The 16,793-nt window shown below is 63.5% G+C and carries 17 protein-coding genes, 1 other RNA gene and 1 pseudogene; 2 read left to right on the forward strand and 17 right to left on the reverse strand.

From position 1 onward, the window contains the following. Position 1 precedes the first annotated feature (1 nt). The 7 genes and pseudogenes from F3I16_RS11980 to F3I16_RS21375 all read right to left on the reverse strand — a co-directional run. Positions 2–514 carry a sigma-70 family RNA polymerase sigma factor gene (locus tag F3I16_RS11980; RefSeq protein ID WP_160493839.1) on the reverse strand — a complete coding sequence of 171 codons (513 nt, stop codon included), beginning with the start codon at positions 512–514 and terminating at the stop codon, positions 2–4. Positions 515–674: 160 nt separating this feature from the next. Then, positions 675–1,274, reverse strand: a complete 600-nt coding sequence (recR, locus tag F3I16_RS11985; protein ID WP_160493840.1) for a recombination mediator RecR — start codon at positions 1,272–1,274, stop codon at positions 675–677. A 179-nt stretch (positions 1,275–1,453) separates the two neighbouring features. Next, the gene (locus tag F3I16_RS11990; protein WP_160489699.1) at positions 1,454–1,780 is read right to left on the reverse strand and encodes a YbaB/EbfC family nucleoid-associated protein; all 327 of its coding nucleotides are present in this window, start codon (positions 1,778–1,780) and stop codon (positions 1,454–1,456) included. Between the two features lie 22 nt (positions 1,781–1,802). Then, the gene (dnaX, locus tag F3I16_RS11995) at positions 1,803–3,875 is read right to left on the reverse strand and encodes a DNA polymerase III subunit gamma/tau (protein ID WP_160493841.1); all 2,073 of its coding nucleotides are present in this window, start codon (positions 3,873–3,875) and stop codon (positions 1,803–1,805) included. A gap of 225 nt (positions 3,876–4,100) precedes the next feature. Continuing rightward, an RNA gene (ffs, locus tag F3I16_RS12000) (signal recognition particle sRNA small type) lies at positions 4,101–4,197 on the reverse strand. 89 nt (positions 4,198–4,286) lie between these two features. After that, the gene (locus F3I16_RS21370) at positions 4,287–5,066 is read right to left on the reverse strand and encodes a methyl-accepting chemotaxis protein (protein ID WP_372239626.1); all 780 of its coding nucleotides are present in this window, start codon (positions 5,064–5,066) and stop codon (positions 4,287–4,289) included. Positions 5,067–5,144: 78 nt separating this feature from the next. After that, positions 5,145–5,969 (reverse strand): annotated as a pseudogene (locus F3I16_RS21375) (MCP four helix bundle domain-containing protein); the annotation flags it as partial. A gap of 146 nt (positions 5,970–6,115) precedes the next feature. Between F3I16_RS21375 and F3I16_RS12010 the strand changes: the two are divergent. After that, on the forward strand, positions 6,116–6,691 hold the full coding sequence (locus F3I16_RS12010; RefSeq protein ID WP_160493843.1) for a hypothetical protein: 576 nt from the start codon (positions 6,116–6,118) through the stop codon (positions 6,689–6,691). A gap of 134 nt (positions 6,692–6,825) precedes the next feature. Next, the gene (locus F3I16_RS12015) at positions 6,826–7,110 is read left to right on the forward strand and encodes an HU family DNA-binding protein (RefSeq protein ID WP_160493844.1); all 285 of its coding nucleotides are present in this window, start codon (positions 6,826–6,828) and stop codon (positions 7,108–7,110) included. A gap of 39 nt (positions 7,111–7,149) precedes the next feature. On the opposite strand, the gene F3I16_RS12020 is transcribed toward F3I16_RS12015, so the two are convergent. From F3I16_RS12020 to F3I16_RS12065, 10 genes are read right to left on the reverse strand one after another with little or no spacing between them, the layout of a single operon-like run. Beyond that, complete coding sequence (locus tag F3I16_RS12020) at positions 7,150–8,190, reverse strand: lipopolysaccharide assembly protein LapB (RefSeq protein WP_160493845.1); 1,041 nt, start codon at positions 8,188–8,190, stop codon at positions 7,150–7,152. Positions 8,191–8,192: 2 nt separating this feature from the next. Next, positions 8,193–9,161: a type II secretion system F family protein gene (locus F3I16_RS12025; RefSeq protein ID WP_160493846.1), complete on the reverse strand. Its 969-nt coding sequence runs from the start codon at positions 9,159–9,161 to the stop codon at positions 8,193–8,195. A gap of 9 nt (positions 9,162–9,170) precedes the next feature. Next, positions 9,171–10,157, reverse strand: a complete 987-nt coding sequence (locus F3I16_RS12030; protein WP_160493847.1) for a type II secretion system F family protein — start codon at positions 10,155–10,157, stop codon at positions 9,171–9,173. Further along, the gene (locus F3I16_RS12035; protein WP_160493848.1) at positions 10,154–11,584 is read right to left on the reverse strand and encodes a CpaF family protein; all 1,431 of its coding nucleotides are present in this window, start codon (positions 11,582–11,584) and stop codon (positions 10,154–10,156) included. Before F3I16_RS12035 ends, F3I16_RS12030 begins: the two co-directional genes overlap by 4 nt. Before the next feature lie 3 nt (positions 11,585–11,587). Further along, entirely contained in the window at positions 11,588–12,805 is a 1,218-nt protein-coding gene (locus tag F3I16_RS12040; protein WP_160493849.1) for an AAA family ATPase, read from the reverse strand. Beyond that, positions 12,799–13,302 carry a TadE/TadG family type IV pilus assembly protein gene (locus F3I16_RS12045; RefSeq protein WP_160493850.1) on the reverse strand — a complete coding sequence of 168 codons (504 nt, stop codon included), beginning with the start codon at positions 13,300–13,302 and terminating at the stop codon, positions 12,799–12,801. The genes F3I16_RS12040 and F3I16_RS12045 overlap by 7 nt, the downstream gene beginning before the upstream one ends. Beyond that, entirely contained in the window at positions 13,302–13,766 is a 465-nt protein-coding gene (locus tag F3I16_RS12050; RefSeq protein WP_160493851.1) for a TadE/TadG family type IV pilus assembly protein, read from the reverse strand. The genes F3I16_RS12045 and F3I16_RS12050 overlap by 1 nt, the downstream gene beginning before the upstream one ends. 9 nt (positions 13,767–13,775) lie before the next feature. After that, complete coding sequence (locus F3I16_RS12055; protein ID WP_160493852.1) at positions 13,776–15,128, reverse strand: TadE/TadG family type IV pilus assembly protein; 1,353 nt, start codon at positions 15,126–15,128, stop codon at positions 13,776–13,778. Positions 15,129–15,140: 12 nt separating this feature from the next. Further along, positions 15,141–15,413 carry a hypothetical protein gene (locus F3I16_RS12060; protein WP_160493853.1) on the reverse strand — a complete coding sequence of 91 codons (273 nt, stop codon included), beginning with the start codon at positions 15,411–15,413 and terminating at the stop codon, positions 15,141–15,143. An 11-nt stretch (positions 15,414–15,424) separates the two neighbouring features. After that, positions 15,425–16,780: a type II and III secretion system protein family protein gene (locus F3I16_RS12065; protein WP_372239623.1), complete on the reverse strand. Its 1,356-nt coding sequence runs from the start codon at positions 16,778–16,780 to the stop codon at positions 15,425–15,427. Positions 16,781–16,793 lie beyond the last annotated feature (13 nt).

The raw sequence follows: 16,793 nt of genomic DNA on the forward strand, positions 1-16,793 counted from the left end.
TTCAGTCCTGCACCAGCGTCAGGCAGTGCAGCATGGCCTGGGCCATGTACTTCTTCACCATGCGCTCGGAAACGCCGAGCCGGCTGGCGATCTGCGCATAGGTCAGGCCATCGAGCTGGGCCAGGAGAAAGGCCTCGCGCACCTTGCCCGGCAGGCGACGCAGCATGGCGTCGATCTGCAGCAGGGTGGCCATGATCAGCTCGCGCTCTTCCGGCGACGGCGCATGGCCCTCGGCCTGCTGCGCCAGGGACTCCAGGTAGGCGCGCTCGATGGCCAGGCGCCGCCAGTGGTTGACCAGCAGCGAGTGGGCGATGGTCGACAGGTAGGCGCGCGGGTCGCGCAGCGGGGACAACTCACGCTCCTTGCCGAGCAGGCGCAGGAAGGTGTCCTGGGCCAGGTCGGCGGCGCTCTGCGTGCAGCCCAGGCGCCGGCACAGCCAGCCCCGCAACCAGCCGTTGTGCTCGAGATAGAGCTGCTGCACGGCTTGCTGCCGATGCGTTGCGCTGACTGCCATGGAAGACCATCCACCTCTTCACCCCGAATAGACGCGAATGGTAATGCTTCTCATATATACATGCCAGCGTCATATCCCTGCCGTGCAGAGTCCGCGCTGACGGCAACGCATTGCCCTGGGCCACTCGCGACTGAGCCGCCCCCAGGTGGCCGGCGCAGGCTCAGTGGGCGATCGGCCGCCTTCCGGCAAAGGCGTGGGCCAGGGTGCCGCCGTCCACCAGTTCCAGCTCGCCTCCCAGCGGCACGCCGTGGGCGATACGCGACAGGATGATGCCCTTGCCGTCGAGCAGCTGGGCAATGTAGTGGGCGGTGGCCTCACCTTCTACCGTCGGGTTGGTGGCCAGGATCACTTCGCCGAAGCTGCCCGCCTCGACCCGCGCCAGCAGCTCGGGGATGCCGATGGCCTCCGGGCCCAGGCCGTCGAGTGGCGACAGGTGGCCCTTGAGCACGAAGTAGCGCCCGCGGTAGCCGGTCTGCTCGACGGCGAACACATCCAGCGGCCCCTCGACCACGCACAGCAGGCTATCGTCGCGGCGCGGGTCGGCGCACTGCGGGCACAGGTCGTCCTCGCTCAGGGTCCGGCAGCGCGTGCAGTGCCCTACCCCCTCCATCGCCGCGCTCAGCGCCTGGGCCAGGCGCAACCCGCCACTGCGATCGCGCTCGAGCATCTGCAGGGCCATGCGCTGGGCAGTCTTCTGCCCGACTCCAGGCAGGATGCGCAGGGCGTCGACCAGTTGGCGGATCAGTGGGCTGAAGCTCATGGAAGGGTACCGTGAATGAAGAGCAGGAAAGCTTGTGTGCCCCACTCGGGGCAAGGGGTGATCAGACGCGGTGCAGAGCAAGGCGCGATTCGCCACGGGCAGCGGAGTTTACTGGCCGTAAATGAGCATGCCCGGGGCGGATTGCAACGCCGCTATGTGCTGCGGCTGGACGCCCCGTTTCAGAAGGGCATTTTGAAGCCGGGGGGGAGCTGCATGCCTGCGGTCATGCCGGACATCTTGTCCTGGCTGTTCTGCTCGACCTTGCGCACGGCGTCGTTGACCGCTGCGGCGATCAGGTCTTCGAGCACTTCCTTGTCTTCCTGCATCAGGCTGTCATCGAGGGTGATGCGCTTGACGTCGTGGCGACCCGTCATCACCACGCTGACCAGGCCGGCGCCGGACTGGCCGGTGACTTCGGCGTTGGCCAGCTCTTCCTGCATCTTGGCCATTTTTTCCTGCATTTGCTGAGCCTGCTTCATCAGGCCTGCCATGCCACCTTTCATCATGATGGGTTCCTCAGCTATCCAATTAGGTATTCAGGGGTTCGATGGAGTCGGCGCGGATCACCGCACCGAATTGTTGAATCATCTGCTGGATCAGCGGATCGGCGTGAATCGACTGCTCGGCCTGGCGCTGGCGCTCGGCGCGCTTGCGCGCGGCGGCCTGGGCCGGGGTTTCCTGCTCGGGCAGGATCAGCTCGATGCGCAGCTCGATGTTACGCCCCAGATGCTGGTTCAGCGCATCATTCAGACGACGCTGCTGGGTGGCATTGAACAGCGCGCTGTGGCCTGGGTCCAGGTGCAGCAGCCAGGCGTCGCCATCGGCTTCGATCAGGGTGCAGTTGGCGCCGATGCTGCCGGTCATGCCGGACAGCCCCAGGCGCGGGAACAGGTCCAGCCACTCGGCCGCCAGGCCGGTGGCCGGCTTGGCCGCCGGCAGCGGCTCGGGTTCGGCCTGCGGCTCGGCGGCCGACACGTCGAAGTCGTAGTCGAGGCTGTCGCCATCCACTTCGGCATAGTCGTAGTCGCCGGGCGGCGGCTCGTCGTCATCGCCCTCCTCGGCCTGCGCAACGGCTGGCACGGCCGGAGCCGGTACCGCGGCGTCAGGCTGCAGCTCGGCCGCGACCGCCACAGGGGCAGGTTCGATCGCCGCCACCGGCTCAGCTACAACAGGCGCGACCAGCGCTTCGGCGACGGGCTCGGCAACCGGCAACGCAGGCGCAGACGCCGCCTCTTCCCAGGGCAGATCGACCACGGCGAGCGCAACGCTGGGCGCGCTGACCGGAGCACTGGCGACTGCCTCGGCCGCCGGCGCAACAACAGGCTGCGATGCCGCCGGCGCGGGCGCGACAACTACAGGCGCCGGTGTCGGTGCGACAGGCTGGGCGGCAACAGGAGCGGAAAAAGCAGCCGGCTGGGCAGCAATGGCTGCGCCGGCCACTGGGTTGTTCGTGGAATCAGCTGTGGCCTTGCTGATTCCCAGATCCTTTAAAGGTGAGCGGGGCGCCACGTCGGCATCCGCCGGGCGGAACGCCAACATGCGCAGCAGGACCATCTCGAAACCGCTGCGCGGGTCCGGCGCCAGCGGCAGGTCGCGGCGGCCGATCAGGCCCATCTGGTAGTAGAACTGCACGTCCTCGGCGGGCAAGGCCTGGGCCAGCGCCAGGACCTTGTCGCGGTCGCCCTGGCCATTGTCAACCGCTTCGGGCAGGGCCTGGGCCACCGCCACCCGGTGCAGCACGTTGAGCATCTCGGAAAGCACGCCGTTCCAGTCCGGGCCTTGCTCGGCCAGATGGCGCACGGCCTCCAGCAGCGCCCGCGCATCGCCTTCGAGCAGCGCATGCAGCACGCCGTAAACCTGACCATGGTCGAGGGTGCCGAGCATGGCGCGCACATCGGCGGCCAGCACCTTACCCTCGCCGAAGGCAATGGCCTGGTCGGTCAGGCTCATGGCATCGCGCATCGAACCATCGGCGGCTCGGCCGAGCAGCCACAGGGCGTCGTCCTCGAACGGCACGCTCTCGGCAGTCAAAACATGGGTCAGGTGCTCAACCACCCGCTCCGGCGGCATATTCTTCAGGGAGAACTGCAGGCAACGGGAGAGGATGGTGACCGGCAGTTTCTGCGGGTCGGTGGTGGCCAGCAGAAACTTGACGTGGGGCGGCGGCTCTTCGAGGGTCTTGAGCAGCGCGTTGAACGAGTGCGTGGAAAGCATGTGCACTTCGTCGATCAGGTAGACCTTGTAGCGCCCGCGGCTCGGTGCGTACTGCACGTTTTCCAGCAGTTCGCGGGTGTCCTCGACCTTGGTGCGGCTGGCGGCGTCGACTTCGATCAGGTCGACGAAACGCCCCTCGTCGATCTCGCGGCATACCGAACACTCACCGCACGGCGTGGAGCTGATGCCGGTTTCGCAGTTCAGGCACTTGGCGATGATCCGCGCGATGGTGGTCTTGCCCACCCCGCGGGTACCGGTGAACAGGTACGCGTGGTGCAGGCGCTGGCTGTCCAGGGCATTGATCAGGGCCTTGAGCACATGGGTCTGGCCGACCATTTCGCGGAACGAGCGCGGACGCCATTTACGTGCAAGAACCTGATAACTCATCGAAAACCGTCGCGTCTGGGTAACAGAGGGGCTAATCCTAGCGGAGCACCGGGTAAATTGCATCCGCGCCGGCGGAATGCCCGGTCGGGAACTGCCACGGATGAGGGCCGACGCCGCAAGGAGCGTGCAAGAGGCATGCTTTCGCCCTGGCAGGCCATGAGCAGCAGATAAGACGAAGGGGAAGATTTCGGGAAATAGACAACCCGGAGCGGGTTATGGAGGCGGTCCCGCCAGCCACACCCCGGCACACGATGTCACCGCTGCGGCTGCTCCCTTCCGGGCCTGACCGGGTTCACGGCTGATCGTTGCGGGGGGACCGACGGAACCACCATAACGAAGCCCGTCAGGCGACGGGCCGCGCCATTGTACTGGTTAAGAACAAACTTACAACTGCTTCAAACACTTAGAGTGCTAAACCCGGAAACGTCCGACCAGTTGCGCCAGGCCGCTGGACAACTCGGACAGCCGCGCACTAGCCTGGGTGCTCTGCTCCGAGGTCAGCGCCGCTTCATTGGAGAGGTCGCGAATATCGCTGATGTTGCGCGCAATTTCCTCGGTCACGCTGCTCTGCTCCTCGCAGGCGGTGGCGATCTGCGCCGCCATGTCGTTGATCCGCGCCACCGAGTCGCCGGTGGCCGACAAGGCGCCATCGACACCGGCGGCACGCTCGACGCTGTCGCGAGCCTTCTCGCTGCCCGAGTGCATGGCCTTGACCGCATTCTGTACGCCGATCTGCAAGCGCTCGATCATCTGCTGGATATCCTTGGTCGAGTCCTGGGTGCGCGCGGCCAGCGCCCGCACCTCGTCGGCGACCACGGCAAAACCACGGCCCTGCTCACCCGCACGGGCCGCCTCGATCGCCGCATTCAGCGCCAGCAGGTTGGTCTGTTCGGCAATGCCCTTGATCACCGCGAGAACCGCACCGATGTTGGCCGTTTCCTGCTCCAGGGTCTGGATGGTACTGGAGGCGCTTTCCACCTCATGGGCCAGCTGGCGGATGGCCTGGATGGTCGCACCGACCACCTGCGCCCCTTCACGCGACTGGGTTTCGGCCGAGCGCGCCGCATCCGCGGCATGCTGCGCATTGCGCGCCACCTCATGCACGGCGCTGCTCATCTCGGTTGCCGCGGTGCTGACCTGATCCACCGCTGCATGCTCGCTGCTGATCAGGCGGTCATTGGCGGCGGCCATGCCGGCCAGGGTCTGCGCCGAGTCGGCCACCTCGCCGGTGACCCGGCCGACCTCCTTGATCAGCGGCTGCAGCTTGTCGAGGAAGCGGTTGAAGGCATGGCTGAGCTTGCCCAGCTCATCGCGCGACAGCACATCCAGGCGCACCCGCAGGTCGCCGTCGCCGTCGGCGATCTGCTCGATGCGCTGCAACAGGTTGTGCAAGGGGCGCGTCACCAGAACCGGGAAGCCCAGCACCAGGACGACGCAGACCGCCAGGCCGATGGCGATGGTCAGCCCCTGCTGCCAGCGCAGCTCCTCGCCCAGGGCAATCGCCGCGGCGCCTTCGGCATTGGCGGCCCCATCTTCCAGTTCGCCCAGCTTGTCGATCGAGTCGCGCATGGCTTCGAACTGCGCTTCGCTGTCGCCATAGCTGAGCGCCGAGGCCGCAGCCGGATCACTGGCCAGCAGCTGCAGAACCCGCCTGGAAGTCGTCTGCCACTGGCTAAAGCCGCGGTCGAAATCGGCCACCAGCTTGAGCGCCTCGGCACTGGGCTGCATTTCGGCGTACTTGTGCACGCGCTCGTAGGCCTGCCGGGCATTTTCGGCAAGGGCGTCACGCAGCGCAGAGGCATGTTCGCTGGCGCCTTCATCGAGCAGGCTGCGTTCGGCGACGAAGGCCTGGTACAGGTCGCGGTCGGCATTCAGCAGCAGGCTGATGGCCGGCAGGGAACGATTGCTCAGGCGCGTGCTGGAATCGGCCACCTGGCTGATGCCACGCATCCCCAGAAACCCCATGAGTACCAGCAGCACCGCCAGCAGGAGTATCGGCAGGGCAATCTTCCAGCGGAAGCCAAGATCGGCGAAGAAACGCAGCATGGGGAAACTCCAGACATGACGGCAACTTGTTGTTATGTCGGTAAGCATAGCCAGTTTCTTGAGCGCTCCGGCGCCCCGCCTGGCCGCGTCGGAGCGGCTCTGCTAGCCTGCGCGCCCCGGCACAGGAAAGGACTCGTATGCGCCGCTTGCCCTCTACATCAACCGTTGCAGAGACCTGCGGCGATCAACGCCCGATGAGCCGCACCTGGCTCTGGCACGGGCTCAGCCTGTTCAGCCTGCTGAGCTGTGCCGGTTGGGCGCTGGTCGGTGGTTTCTACGCACTGCAGGTGCAGGATGTCGGCGGCACCCTGCTCGGCGGAATCGGCGGTGCCCTGGCGCTGCTGACCTTGCTCGCGGCTCTGGCCGGCCTCGGTCTGGCCTGGCTGCTCGGCATGAGCGGGGCTCGCCGAACCTGGGGGCTGACCTTGCTGCTGCTCGGCGGCCTGGCGCTCTACCAATGGCTGGGTTACCCGGCTGAGCATGACGGCTACCTGATACTCTCGCCGAGCCGTGACGAACTCAGTGGCTATACGCTGATCTGTGCGATCGCCCTGCTCGCCGCCGTGCTGCTTCCCAGGCGCCGGCTGGCAACACCGGGCCGGCTGCGCTGGGTACTGGGCGCGGGCCTGGCGCTGAGCTGCCTGTACAGCCTGCTGCTGTTGCTCGGCCAGATTCAGTCGAGCAACCTGCCCTATTGCGCATTCGATGCCGACAGCGGCCAGCAGCTGACCATCTGCCTGGGTGATGAACCGCGCGTCTTGATCGACTGAAGCCACGCTGCCGACCCAGCCCCTGCGGCAATCGGCCAATGCCGGCGTGACGACGCTTTGTGGTAGCGTGCCTGGCGAGTCACCCGTCAGCCAAGCTGCGCTGGCGGCCATTCCCCCTTTGCATGGAGTGCCCCATGGCCATTACCAAAGACCAGCTGATCGGCGATCTTGCCGAAGCCATTGACCTGCAGAAGAACGATGTGCGCGCCCTGCTCGAGCAGCTCGGCGAAATCGTCGCCGATGCCCTGGAGAACGACGGAGAAATCAGCCTGCCGGGTATCGGCAAGCTGAAAGTCAGCGAGCGTCCGGCACGCACCGGGCGCAACCCGCAAACGGGCAAGGCGATTCAGATCGACGCGAAGAAAGTGGTCAAACTGGTGCCCGCCAAAGGCCTGACCGACGCACTCAACCAGGCCTGATGCGTCACGCCCCGGAGTCACCACGTACTCCGGGGTTGCTCAGGGTCCCGTCATCACTTCACCGGTGGGCACTACCGCGAACGCCTCGGCTGCCGGGGCGCCCTGGTTGACACCATGTTGGCGAATGCTGCGGATCTGCTCGACACGGCGCAGGTTCTCCGAAGCCATCTCATAGTGCGCGGGCGATTGCTCGATCGCGCTGCGGAAGAACTGCTCTGCGACATCCAGCTTGCCTTCGACCAGGCAGATATAGCCCACATCGTTGCTCGCTTCCGCCCGGCTCTCGACCTGCTCGAAAGCCGACAAGGCCTGTTCGTACCGTCCCTGGCGAGCCAGCAGCAATGCATAGTTTCGCCATAGTGGCGCATAACGGGCATCGAAGCTGATGCCCCGCTTGTAGGACTGTTCGGCCTCCGGCCACTTGCCGGCCAGGTACAGCGAATAGGCCTGACTGTTGGCCACCAGCGCCGAGCGCGGATCGATCTGCGAAGCCAGGCGATAGTAGAGCGCCGCCTTGTCGAAATCATCCTCCAGATCGGCCAGCACACCTAGGCCGTTGTACAGTTTGAGCGGCGAGGCACTATCCACCTTGAGGGTGTTCGGCGCACTACTGTTTCCACCGCCCAACCGTTTCTGATCCACCAGTACGGCCTTGTCCAGCGACTCGCGAGCTGAATCGGGACGTCGCATGGCCAATTGCACCAAGCCCATTTCGGTAAGCGCCGAGAGGTTATCAGCCTCGTTTTGCAGAACATCGGCGAAGGCCATTTCCGCCAGGTGGTTGTTGCCACGTTCGCGGTGGATGCGGCCAACCCAGACCAACGCCTCGTAGCGCTTAGGATCCAGTTCCACTGCACGCAGGTACTGGTAAAGCGCCTGATCCAGCGCACCAGCGCGGTAGGCCACATCCGCCATGCCCATGGCTTGCTCGGATGACTCCGCCTGATCCTGTACCTGGTACAGCAACGCGTTCTTGCCACCGTACATGGAAGATCGATCGAGATCGCCCGACCCCACACCCTGAGTCTGGCAACCGGCCAGCGCGCCCAGCATGGCTAACAGCAGTAAATTCCTGTTCATGGTTATAGCTTCCCGGTCGCTTTGAGTACCTTGATAATTGCCGGGCCAATGGCAATCAAGAAAAAACTAGGCCACATGAAAAAGGTTAGAGGAAATATCAGTTTGGTACCGATTTTCGCTGCTGATTCTTCTGCAGCCTGAGTGCGCCGATCCCTAAACTCTTCGGCGTAGATCCGCAGAGTGTCGGCCACGCTGGTGCCAAAGCGGATGCTCTGCGCCAATAGACTCACCAACCCTCGCACATCATCCAGCCCGGTACGTTCAGCCAGATTCTTAAGTGCCTGCGTACTGGGGATGCCTGCACGGATCTCCATGTTGACCAAGGCCAACTCCATGGCCAGTTCGGGTTGACTGACCAGCATCTCCTCGGCCACTCGCTCCATCGCCTGCGGCAGGGCAAGTCCCGATTCCACGCACACCACCATCAGGTCAAGTGCGTCCGGAAAGCCCCTGCGCAGACGCCGCAAACGCCCTTCCTTGCGTTTTTCCACATAGATGGACGGTGCCAGCCAGCCAAGGCCTAGAGCTGCACCGGCGGCCATGACGCCGATGTTCAACGTGAGCTTCGGCACCAGAGGCAACACGAAAAGCACGCACACCAGCAGGAGCAACGGCAGCAACAGGCGGATAGCCCAATAGACCTGCAACGCCGAGCTGGAGCGATAACCGGCATGCATGAGCAGTTGGCGTGTCGCCGAAAGCTTTTCGTCCTCAGTACTCACCAGATGCTGGCCTACCTGGGAAAGCAGCAACTGCAGATTACCCGGTGGGGTTAGGCCTGGAGCGCCGCCCCCCTGCGCCTGCTTGAGACCGGCCAAGCGCCGATGCAACGGATCCTGCAGACTCCATACCAGTACGGCCACGGTTGCGGTCAGCAACAGCACACTCAGTCCTATGGCGCCTACGAACAACACCCGAGCCAGCCCCTCGTTACCGACCAGGCTGTTGAACATACCGAGCAGATAGTCCATGACAACCTCCTAGACATCGATCCGAATGATTTTACGGATCCAGAAAATACCCAGCAGCATGGCGACGAAGGAGGTCACGATCAGTTTCTGCCCGAACGGATCCTTGATCAGAACCGGCAGATAACTCGGCGTCGTCACCGCAATGACCACCGTCAGCACGAAAGGCACCGCCATTAGAACCCACGCTGACATACGCCCCTCGGCGGACAAGGTCTTGACCTTGCGCTGGAAGCGGAAACGCCCACGAATCAGGCTGCTCAAACGCCCCAGCACCTCGGTGAGATTGCCGCCGGTTTCCCGGTGAATGAGGATGGAGGTCACCAGCATCATCACCGTCATGCTCGGCATGCGCTCAAGTAGGCCGAGCATGGCTCGACGCACATCGTTGCCGTAGTTGATGTCGGCGAACGTCAGCCCGAATTCGTGAGCCACCGGGCCCTTATGCTCTTCGGCGACCAGGTGCAGGGTTTCACCGAACGGATGGCCGGCGCGTAGTGCCCGGCAGATGGCATCCAGGGCATCCGGCAAGCCTTCTTCGAAGGCAGCGAAGCGCTGGCTACGATCACTGGAAATCTTCACGAAGGGGATACAGAAAGCCACCACAGCCAGGATCAACGATGCCCACCAGAGCTTGAGCAGCAGCCACAAGCCAATCCCAGCAGCGGCCGCCAGCAGCAGCGCCAGCAGCACCACGCGATAGCTGCGATAGCCATGCCCGGCTTGCTCGATCAGCGGCGCCAGGCTCTCGCAGAAGGGCAACTGCTCCAGCCGGGCCTCCAGCGGCGACAGGTGCTTGAGATATTTCTGCCGCAGCACCATCTGCATGTTCGGCAGCTGGTTGGCACTCTCCAGCAGATTAAGGCGTGAGCGGATGCGTTTGCGCATCTTGCCCGCCTCGCCGAACACCGGCACCACCAACCCCTGACTGAGCAGGAAGACGGCGGTGAAGATCATGCCCAGAAAGGCGAAAATATACTCACTGGGAATCTGGCTCATGACTGCACGGCCTCCATCCAGTCAGGGCGGAACAAATTGATCGGCAGGTCGATGCCGCGCTTGGCCAGCACGTCGCGGAAGGCCGGCACCATGCCGGTCGGACGATACTCGCCGAGCACTTCACCATGCTCACCAATGCCCCGCCGCTCGAAGGTGAATATCTCGGTCATGGTGATGATCTCGCCTTCCATGCCGTTGATTTCCTGCACACTGACCAGGCGGCGCTTGCCATCCTCCTGACGCTCAAGCTGGATCACCACGTCGATGGCCGAAGCGATCTGTTGCCTCAGGGCTTTGATCGGGAAGGTTGCACCGGTCATGGAAACCATATTTTCCACGCGGCCCAAAGCATCGCGCGGGGTGTTGGCATGGATGGTGGTCAACGAACCATCATGGCCGGTGTTCATTGCCGTGAGCATGTCCAGCGCTTCAGTACCCCGGACCTCGCCGATGACAATACGATCCGGGCGCATGCGCAGGCTGTTGCGCACCAGTTCACGTTGGTTAACCTCTCCTCGCCCTTCGATGTTCGGCGGACGGGTTTCCAAGCGCACCACATGCGGCTGCTGCAATTGCAACTCGGCCGAGTCTTCGATGGTGACTATGCGCTCGTTGTCCGGAATGAAGCTCGACAACACATTCAGCATGGTGGTCTTGCCGGTGCCGGTACCCCCGGAAACCAGTACATTCAGGCGCCCACGCACAATGGCCTTGAGCACCAGGGCTATGGCCGGGGTCAGAGTGCCCATCTGCACCAGGCTCTCGGAGCTCAGCAGATCCACGGCGAAGCGGCGGATCGACATACTGGGACCATCGATGGCCAGTGGCGGAATGATCGCATTGACCCGCGAGCCATCCTTGAGTCGTGCGTCCACCAGCGGCGAAGACTCGTCGATACGACGCCCCAGATTGGAGACGATGCGGTCGATGATGTTCAGCAGGTGCTGGTCATCGCGAAAGCGCACATCGGTTCTTTGCAGCTTGCCATGTCGCTCGACGTAGACCGAGGCATGGCCATTGATCAGGATGTCCGACACGCTGTGATCCGCCAACAGCGGTTCGAGCGGTCCAAGGCCGAGCACTTCGTCACCGATCTGCTTGATGATCAATTGCCGTGCGGGCGCCGACACGGGGGCCGAATGTTCGTCCAGCAGGCGCTGACAGATCTCCTTGATCTGTCGTGCCGCCTCGGCCGGTTCCAGCGAGTCGAGCAGTGACAGGTCCATGACCTTGAGCAACTGCTGGTAAACCCGCTCGCGCCACTCACTCTCCACCGGGGAGAGGTTGGTGCGTGTCTCGTAGAGCTCCGAGGGCACCGAGGTTTCCCAGGCGAGCCCCTCTGCTGCCGGCGCATCGCCAGCCTGCTGTGCCATCTCGGCTACATGAGCCGACTGTTGACGCAAACGATTGCGGAATCCACTTAACATGCTTCACCCCCGCAACAGGCGCCCCAAGGTTCGCCTGAACAGTCCCTGGTCGACACGCTCCACCCCGGTCAACTCCTTGCGCAGTTGTTGCAGAGCCAAGGTGATGGGCGCGCGTGGTGCATGAATCTCCAGCGGCATGCCGCTGTTTTGGCTTTCACTGACCACCGAGTAGTCATTCGGCAGTGACTGAAGGTTCGTGCAGTGCAAGGCATCGCCAATATCCTGCAAGCTGATCGACGCGCCCTTGTTGAAGCGGTTGACCACCAGATGCAGGCGCTTGCCCTGCACGCCCAGATCATTGCGCAAGATATGCAATAGACGGCTGGCATCCTTGAGATGACTGAGGCTCTGCTGCAGCACGATGTAACTGTGATCGGCCTGTTCCAGGGTGATCCCGGTGAGGTGGTCGATTTGCCGCGGCAAGTCCACCACCACCCAGTCATAACTGCTGCGTGCCAGATGCAACAGGGCCTCCAACTGTTCCAGCTGGACGTCTTGAGCCAGGCACAGATCCCCCTGGCGACCACCAAGCACATGCAGCATCGGGCTGAAGTGCCCACAAAATCCGCGCAAGGCCACCGCATCCAGGGATCCGGCCTGCTGCATCACTTCGACATGACTGTGTGTGGGACTGATATCCAGACAGTGGGCAGCGCTGCCAAACTGCAGATCCAAATCGAGCAGCAGCGTGCTGGCTCCGTTCAAGCTCAACTGATGGGCCAGATTGCAGGCCAGCATGGAGGCACCGGAGCCTCCCTTGGCGTTCATCACCGCCACCAGCTTGCCACCTCCCGTGGGTAGCGCGTGGCTCTCCTGCAACATGCGCTGCAGGGCCGCGAGCAGTTCTCCCGGCTCCACCGGCTCGGGCAGGAAGTCACGGGCACCGGCCCGCATCGCCAAGCGCATACCTTCGCGCTCATCCAGTGGACCACAGACAACCAGCGGTGGCCGTTCCTGCGCCGGACGTTCGAGCAAGGCTTCCAGCTCGTCGCGCCACAGGTGGCTGACCCGCAGCAACAGGAAGTCCGGGCGTTGTTCCAGACCGTACAACGGGTCGGTATGTCCATTGCTCACCAGCCGGGTCGCCACATCCACACCACCCAGCGCCTGGCAGTAGCCCTGCAGTCGATTCAAAGCCAGCCCATCGCGGCTACTGATCAGTAACTGCGGCCCCTGTTTCTTCGGCCGGAGGCTGCTGCCACCTTCTCGTGTCGTCAACATGGTGTGATCTCCGGAACAACCCCCGTCTCCGCATGGCGGCCCAGACTTTCACGTGGCAACGTAGCCCGGAAATCCGGCAGCGTGATAGGCCCTCCCACCACGGGAATCAGGAGATCGAAGGTGAAGTTTTCGATGCGTAATTGCACATAGCGGATAGCGCCGAATCCATCCGCCCCGCTGAAATCCGTAGGCGCCGGTACTTGGCCTCCATCGGCATTGAGGTATGTCAGGGTGAGATCCGCCGTCTGCAGATTGGTGAGCAGGCTGCTGTCCCCTTCTTCCTCGGCGGCATTGAAGATGGCCCGCCGCAGAATGCGCACGTCCTGGATATCGCAGACCGAAGCCAGGCGGGCGCCGCGCCGGGCGCTCTCGTTGAGCGCATTGACCGTGAAGAACAGGCGCCCCAGCTCCAGCACGCCGACCAGCACGATGAACAGCAGCAGGCCGATGATGGCGAACTCGACCACATAGACCCCTCGCATCTGGCGTCTGTTCATCACAAGCCCCTCATCACAACGCTGGACGTCAGGGTGACGGCCAGGGGAATGTCCGCGCCATAGAAGGTCGGCAGCACGCTGCCGATCACCGGCACAAAGTCGTAGACGATGCTCACCTGAACGTGCTCGTCCCCCACCGGGGTGACGGCCACATTGCCGGTGCTCAGCCCACCCACCAGTTCGCCGCCGGTCACCGCCACGGGGACGCCATAGACGGCGAGCAAACGGGTACGGCTGCGCAGGTCGTCGTCGATCACGACCTGGCCCAGGGTCGGGTCCCAGGCCTCGCCCGCGGCATAGCGCGCCGCATCCCGGCTGGCCTGCAGCAGGACGTTGTACTGGAACAGCATGCGGCCGAACTCGCCTATCCCCAGCAGCAGCAGCAACAGCAACGGCAGGGCGATGGCGAACTCGACCATGGCCACCCCCTTCTGCTGCTGCCGCTCTAGCTTCGCGCTGCTCATGGCTGCCTCCTAGGAATCCTTGCTGGGCGTGCGACTGTCATCGACGTAGGTCTTGTACAGCTGGATGATCAACGGCCCCACGTCATCGGCAGGCGTCGCACCGGCCACGCCATCGCCCTCGCACTCCTTGACGAACTGACCAAACACCTGGGCCTCGACACCTTGTTGGGCAACGGTCTGCAGCAAGAAGAAGCAGCCGAAGTCCAGTACCGGTACATCGACCTGGCCGCCGGGCACATCGGTGCAATCGCCGATGACGATATTGAGCATGCGCCGCTCGGGAGCCCCCGCGCAGCTCTTCGAGGCCCCACAGGCCGCGCTGTCCGCGAGCCAATCCTTGACGTCGTACAACGGGGTTTCACCCGCGAACAGCTCCCCGCCATTGGTGCTCACCGGTTGCCCCTGGTACTCGACCTGCGGCGGCGAGGTACTGTCGTTGTAGGTCATCCGCTGTTCGTTGACCTCGGTGACCCAGTCGGGTGGGTAGTCGGTGGCGTTCATGCCGGGACCGTTGTACACCCCGAGGCGGGTATTGAGCCCCTGAGACACTGGGCCGACCGAATTGCCCGGCTCGGTCTCCACCACCTCACCAACCACATTGCACTTTTCGATGCCTCCCGCCAGGGCGGTACGCAAGTCGTTGGCGCCGTTGGCCCCATCCAGACGCAGCATCTGGAAATTGCCCTCACTGATCGCCGGATCATTGCCGGCGGCACTCTTGAGCACTTCCAAGTCGCCAAAGCCATAGCCCCAGTAGGAGGTGCCGCCATTGTCGGCCGGGTCATCGCTGGGGTCGCCACAGACCATGATCGGTTCGATCTTGCAGGGACTCATGGACGGGCTCGGCCCCGCTGTGGCAATAGCTGCCACCGACTTGTCGCTCAGCTCATCGGAGGAGAAGGCCTGAGCCACACTCCAGAAGAAACCTGTCAGCGGATAATCCGGTACCGACACCCGCACATAGCGGGCATCCGCAGGCCCCGGGAAGGAGAAGGGGCCGTAGACGCTGTTGGCCATTTCGACCACGGCGAAGGCACTGACGCCGTCCTGCCCCATGGCCTCCAGAAGCTCGGCATTGCCGGGCGCAGAGGCGTTACGGCCGAAGGTGTCCCACGCCGCATCGCGAGCCACGCTGGATGCATTGCCGCTACCGAACACCTGATGCAAGGTTTTCGCCCCGCTCAGAGCCGCAGCATCCACCGCATTCTGCAGGCGCGACTTGTTGAGCAGCATGTGGCTGCCGTCCAGGGCCAGGGCTGCCATCAGCAGCATCGAGGCCAAGGCCACCGCTACCAGGACGATGACCGCTCCCCGCTGGTGCTTCGGCAGCACCCGGGAGCGACGTGACTTACGGAGTTTCATGCCAGGCCTCCGCTATTGACCGATGTTGATCTGGATGGGCTGACCGATCTGTTGGGCGTCGCCGGTCTTGCCGCGATAACCGTCCAATACCTTTTCGGTCAACGGGCCATCGGTGCCGACCGGCGATACCTCTGTGCCCGGGTTGGCCGCCAACTCCTTGTCGGCGATCTGTTCATAGGTGGTGGCGTATACGCTCTGCCCCAGCGAACCCACACGCCCTTCCTCGTAGCTCATGCAACCACCGAGAGTGGTGCACAGCAAAACCGACAGCATCTGCATTTTCATTGTCTTATCCCTCACTTGAGGTCATGACCGAAGCTGCTGCCGGTCACCCCGAGGCTGACTGGCACCACGCGCCCCGGTCCATCGCCCTTGGTCTTGCCCAGCAGATAGAAGTCCATGTCGCCAGGCTCGACGAAATTTTCCGTCGGCAGACGCACCAGCTTGGCGTCCACCGGCTTGGCAATATGCGGTGTCACCAGGATCACCAGCTCGGTCTCACCCTTGATGAACTCCTGACTGCGAAACAGATGGCCGATCACCGCAATGTCACCCAACCCTGGGAAGCGGCTAACCAGATCGCGCGTGCTCTCGTTGATCAGGCCGGCAATGGCGATGGTCTGGCCGTCGGCCAACTCCACTGTCGATTGCGCACTGCGTTTGGTCAGCGAGGGAATCACCTGGGCTACGCCATCGCCCAGCACGCTATCCAGACCGGTATCGAGTACCAGCGAGTTGGCGTTGGAGATTTCGCTGACCGAGACGTTCAGATTGAGGTTGATCCGCTGCGAATCCAGCACAGTCGGGAGGAACTTGACCCCGACGCCGAACTCCTTGTATTCGACGGTGATGCCGTCGTCTTCGGTGATCGGCACCGGAAACTCGCCGCCGGAAATGAACTCTGCCTGTTGCCCGGTCAGGGTCACCAATGTCGGTTCGGCCAGCACCTTGGCCGAGCCATCATCCCTGGCCGCCTCCAGCACCACATCGAAGAGGAAGCTGCCCGAAGCGAACTGGGCGAGGAAGCCCTTGCCGTTGGACAACAGGCCCTCGGTCAGCGAGCTGCCACCATTGAAGCTGCCGATATCCCAGTTGCCGGCCGAGCCGATGGCGAGAAAGCGGACACCGAGGCGCTTGACCAGGTTGCGCTGCATTTCCGCCACTTTCACCTCCAGCATCACTTGCTGGCTACCACCTACGGTCAACAGGTTGATCACCTCCAGCGACTCGGTCGGCCTGGCTTCGGCCGCCTCACCTTCGCCCTGGACGATGCTGGAGGTCTGCGCCGCATATGTCTTGGCCACCTTGACCGCGGTGTCCATGGCGGCCGCACTGCTCACCTGGCCACGCAGCACCAGGCCGCCCTGGGCACTGAATACCTCGATGGTTTCGTTGGGCAGCAATTGATGCAGTTTGCCCTTCAACCCGCCGAGGTCATGCACCACCTCCAGATCGAGGCTGTCGATCAGCTTGTTGCCGCCATCCCACAGCAGCACATTGGTACTGCCCAGAGAACGTCCCAGCAGGTACAGCTGGTTCGGACTGGTGATGAGGATGTCGGCAATTTCCGGGTTGCCTACCGACACCCGCTTGACCGGCCGCTGGGTACGCAGAATGCGCGACTTGTAAATCGGCACCTGCACCTCGCTCACGCTGTCTGCCGGC

The organism is Pseudomonas sp. L-22-4S-12, from assembly GCF_009799935.1.
GTDB lineage: Bacteria > Pseudomonadota > Gammaproteobacteria > Pseudomonadales > Pseudomonadaceae > Aquipseudomonas.

Bases quoted from the DNA above. Each gene is read 5' to 3' on its own strand.
- F3I16_RS11980 (WP_160493839.1), bottom strand. From the start codon at position 514: ATGGCAGTCAGCGCAACGCATCGGCAGCAAGCCGTGCAGCAGCTCTAT.
- recR (WP_160493840.1), bottom strand. From the start codon at position 1,274: ATGAGCTTCAGCCCACTGATCCGCCAACTGGTCGACGCCCTGCGCATC.
- F3I16_RS11990 (WP_160489699.1), bottom strand. From the start codon at position 1,780: ATGATGAAAGGTGGCATGGCAGGCCTGATGAAGCAGGCTCAGCAAATG.
- dnaX (WP_160493841.1), bottom strand. From the start codon at position 3,875: ATGAGTTATCAGGTTCTTGCACGTAAATGGCGTCCGCGCTCGTTCCGC.
- F3I16_RS21370 (WP_372239626.1), bottom strand. From the start codon at position 5,066: ATGGCCGCCGCCAATGACCGCCTGATCAGCAGCGAGCATGCAGCGGTG.
- F3I16_RS12010 (WP_160493843.1), top strand. From the start codon at position 6,116: ATGAGCCGCACCTGGCTCTGGCACGGGCTCAGCCTGTTCAGCCTGCTG.
- F3I16_RS12015 (WP_160493844.1), top strand. From the start codon at position 6,826: ATGGCCATTACCAAAGACCAGCTGATCGGCGATCTTGCCGAAGCCATT.
- F3I16_RS12020 (WP_160493845.1), bottom strand. From the start codon at position 8,190: ATGAACAGGAATTTACTGCTGTTAGCCATGCTGGGCGCGCTGGCCGGT.
- F3I16_RS12025 (WP_160493846.1), bottom strand. From the start codon at position 9,161: ATGGACTATCTGCTCGGTATGTTCAACAGCCTGGTCGGTAACGAGGGG.
- F3I16_RS12030 (WP_160493847.1), bottom strand. From the start codon at position 10,157: ATGAGCCAGATTCCCAGTGAGTATATTTTCGCCTTTCTGGGCATGATC.
- F3I16_RS12035 (WP_160493848.1), bottom strand. From the start codon at position 11,584: ATGTTAAGTGGATTCCGCAATCGTTTGCGTCAACAGTCGGCTCATGTA.
- F3I16_RS12040 (WP_160493849.1), bottom strand. From the start codon at position 12,805: ATGTTGACGACACGAGAAGGTGGCAGCAGCCTCCGGCCGAAGAAACAG.
- F3I16_RS12045 (WP_160493850.1), bottom strand. From the start codon at position 13,302: ATGAACAGACGCCAGATGCGAGGGGTCTATGTGGTCGAGTTCGCCATC.
- F3I16_RS12050 (WP_160493851.1), bottom strand. From the start codon at position 13,766: ATGAGCAGCGCGAAGCTAGAGCGGCAGCAGCAGAAGGGGGTGGCCATG.
- F3I16_RS12055 (WP_160493852.1), bottom strand. From the start codon at position 15,128: ATGAAACTCCGTAAGTCACGTCGCTCCCGGGTGCTGCCGAAGCACCAG.
- F3I16_RS12060 (WP_160493853.1), bottom strand. From the start codon at position 15,413: ATGAAAATGCAGATGCTGTCGGTTTTGCTGTGCACCACTCTCGGTGGT.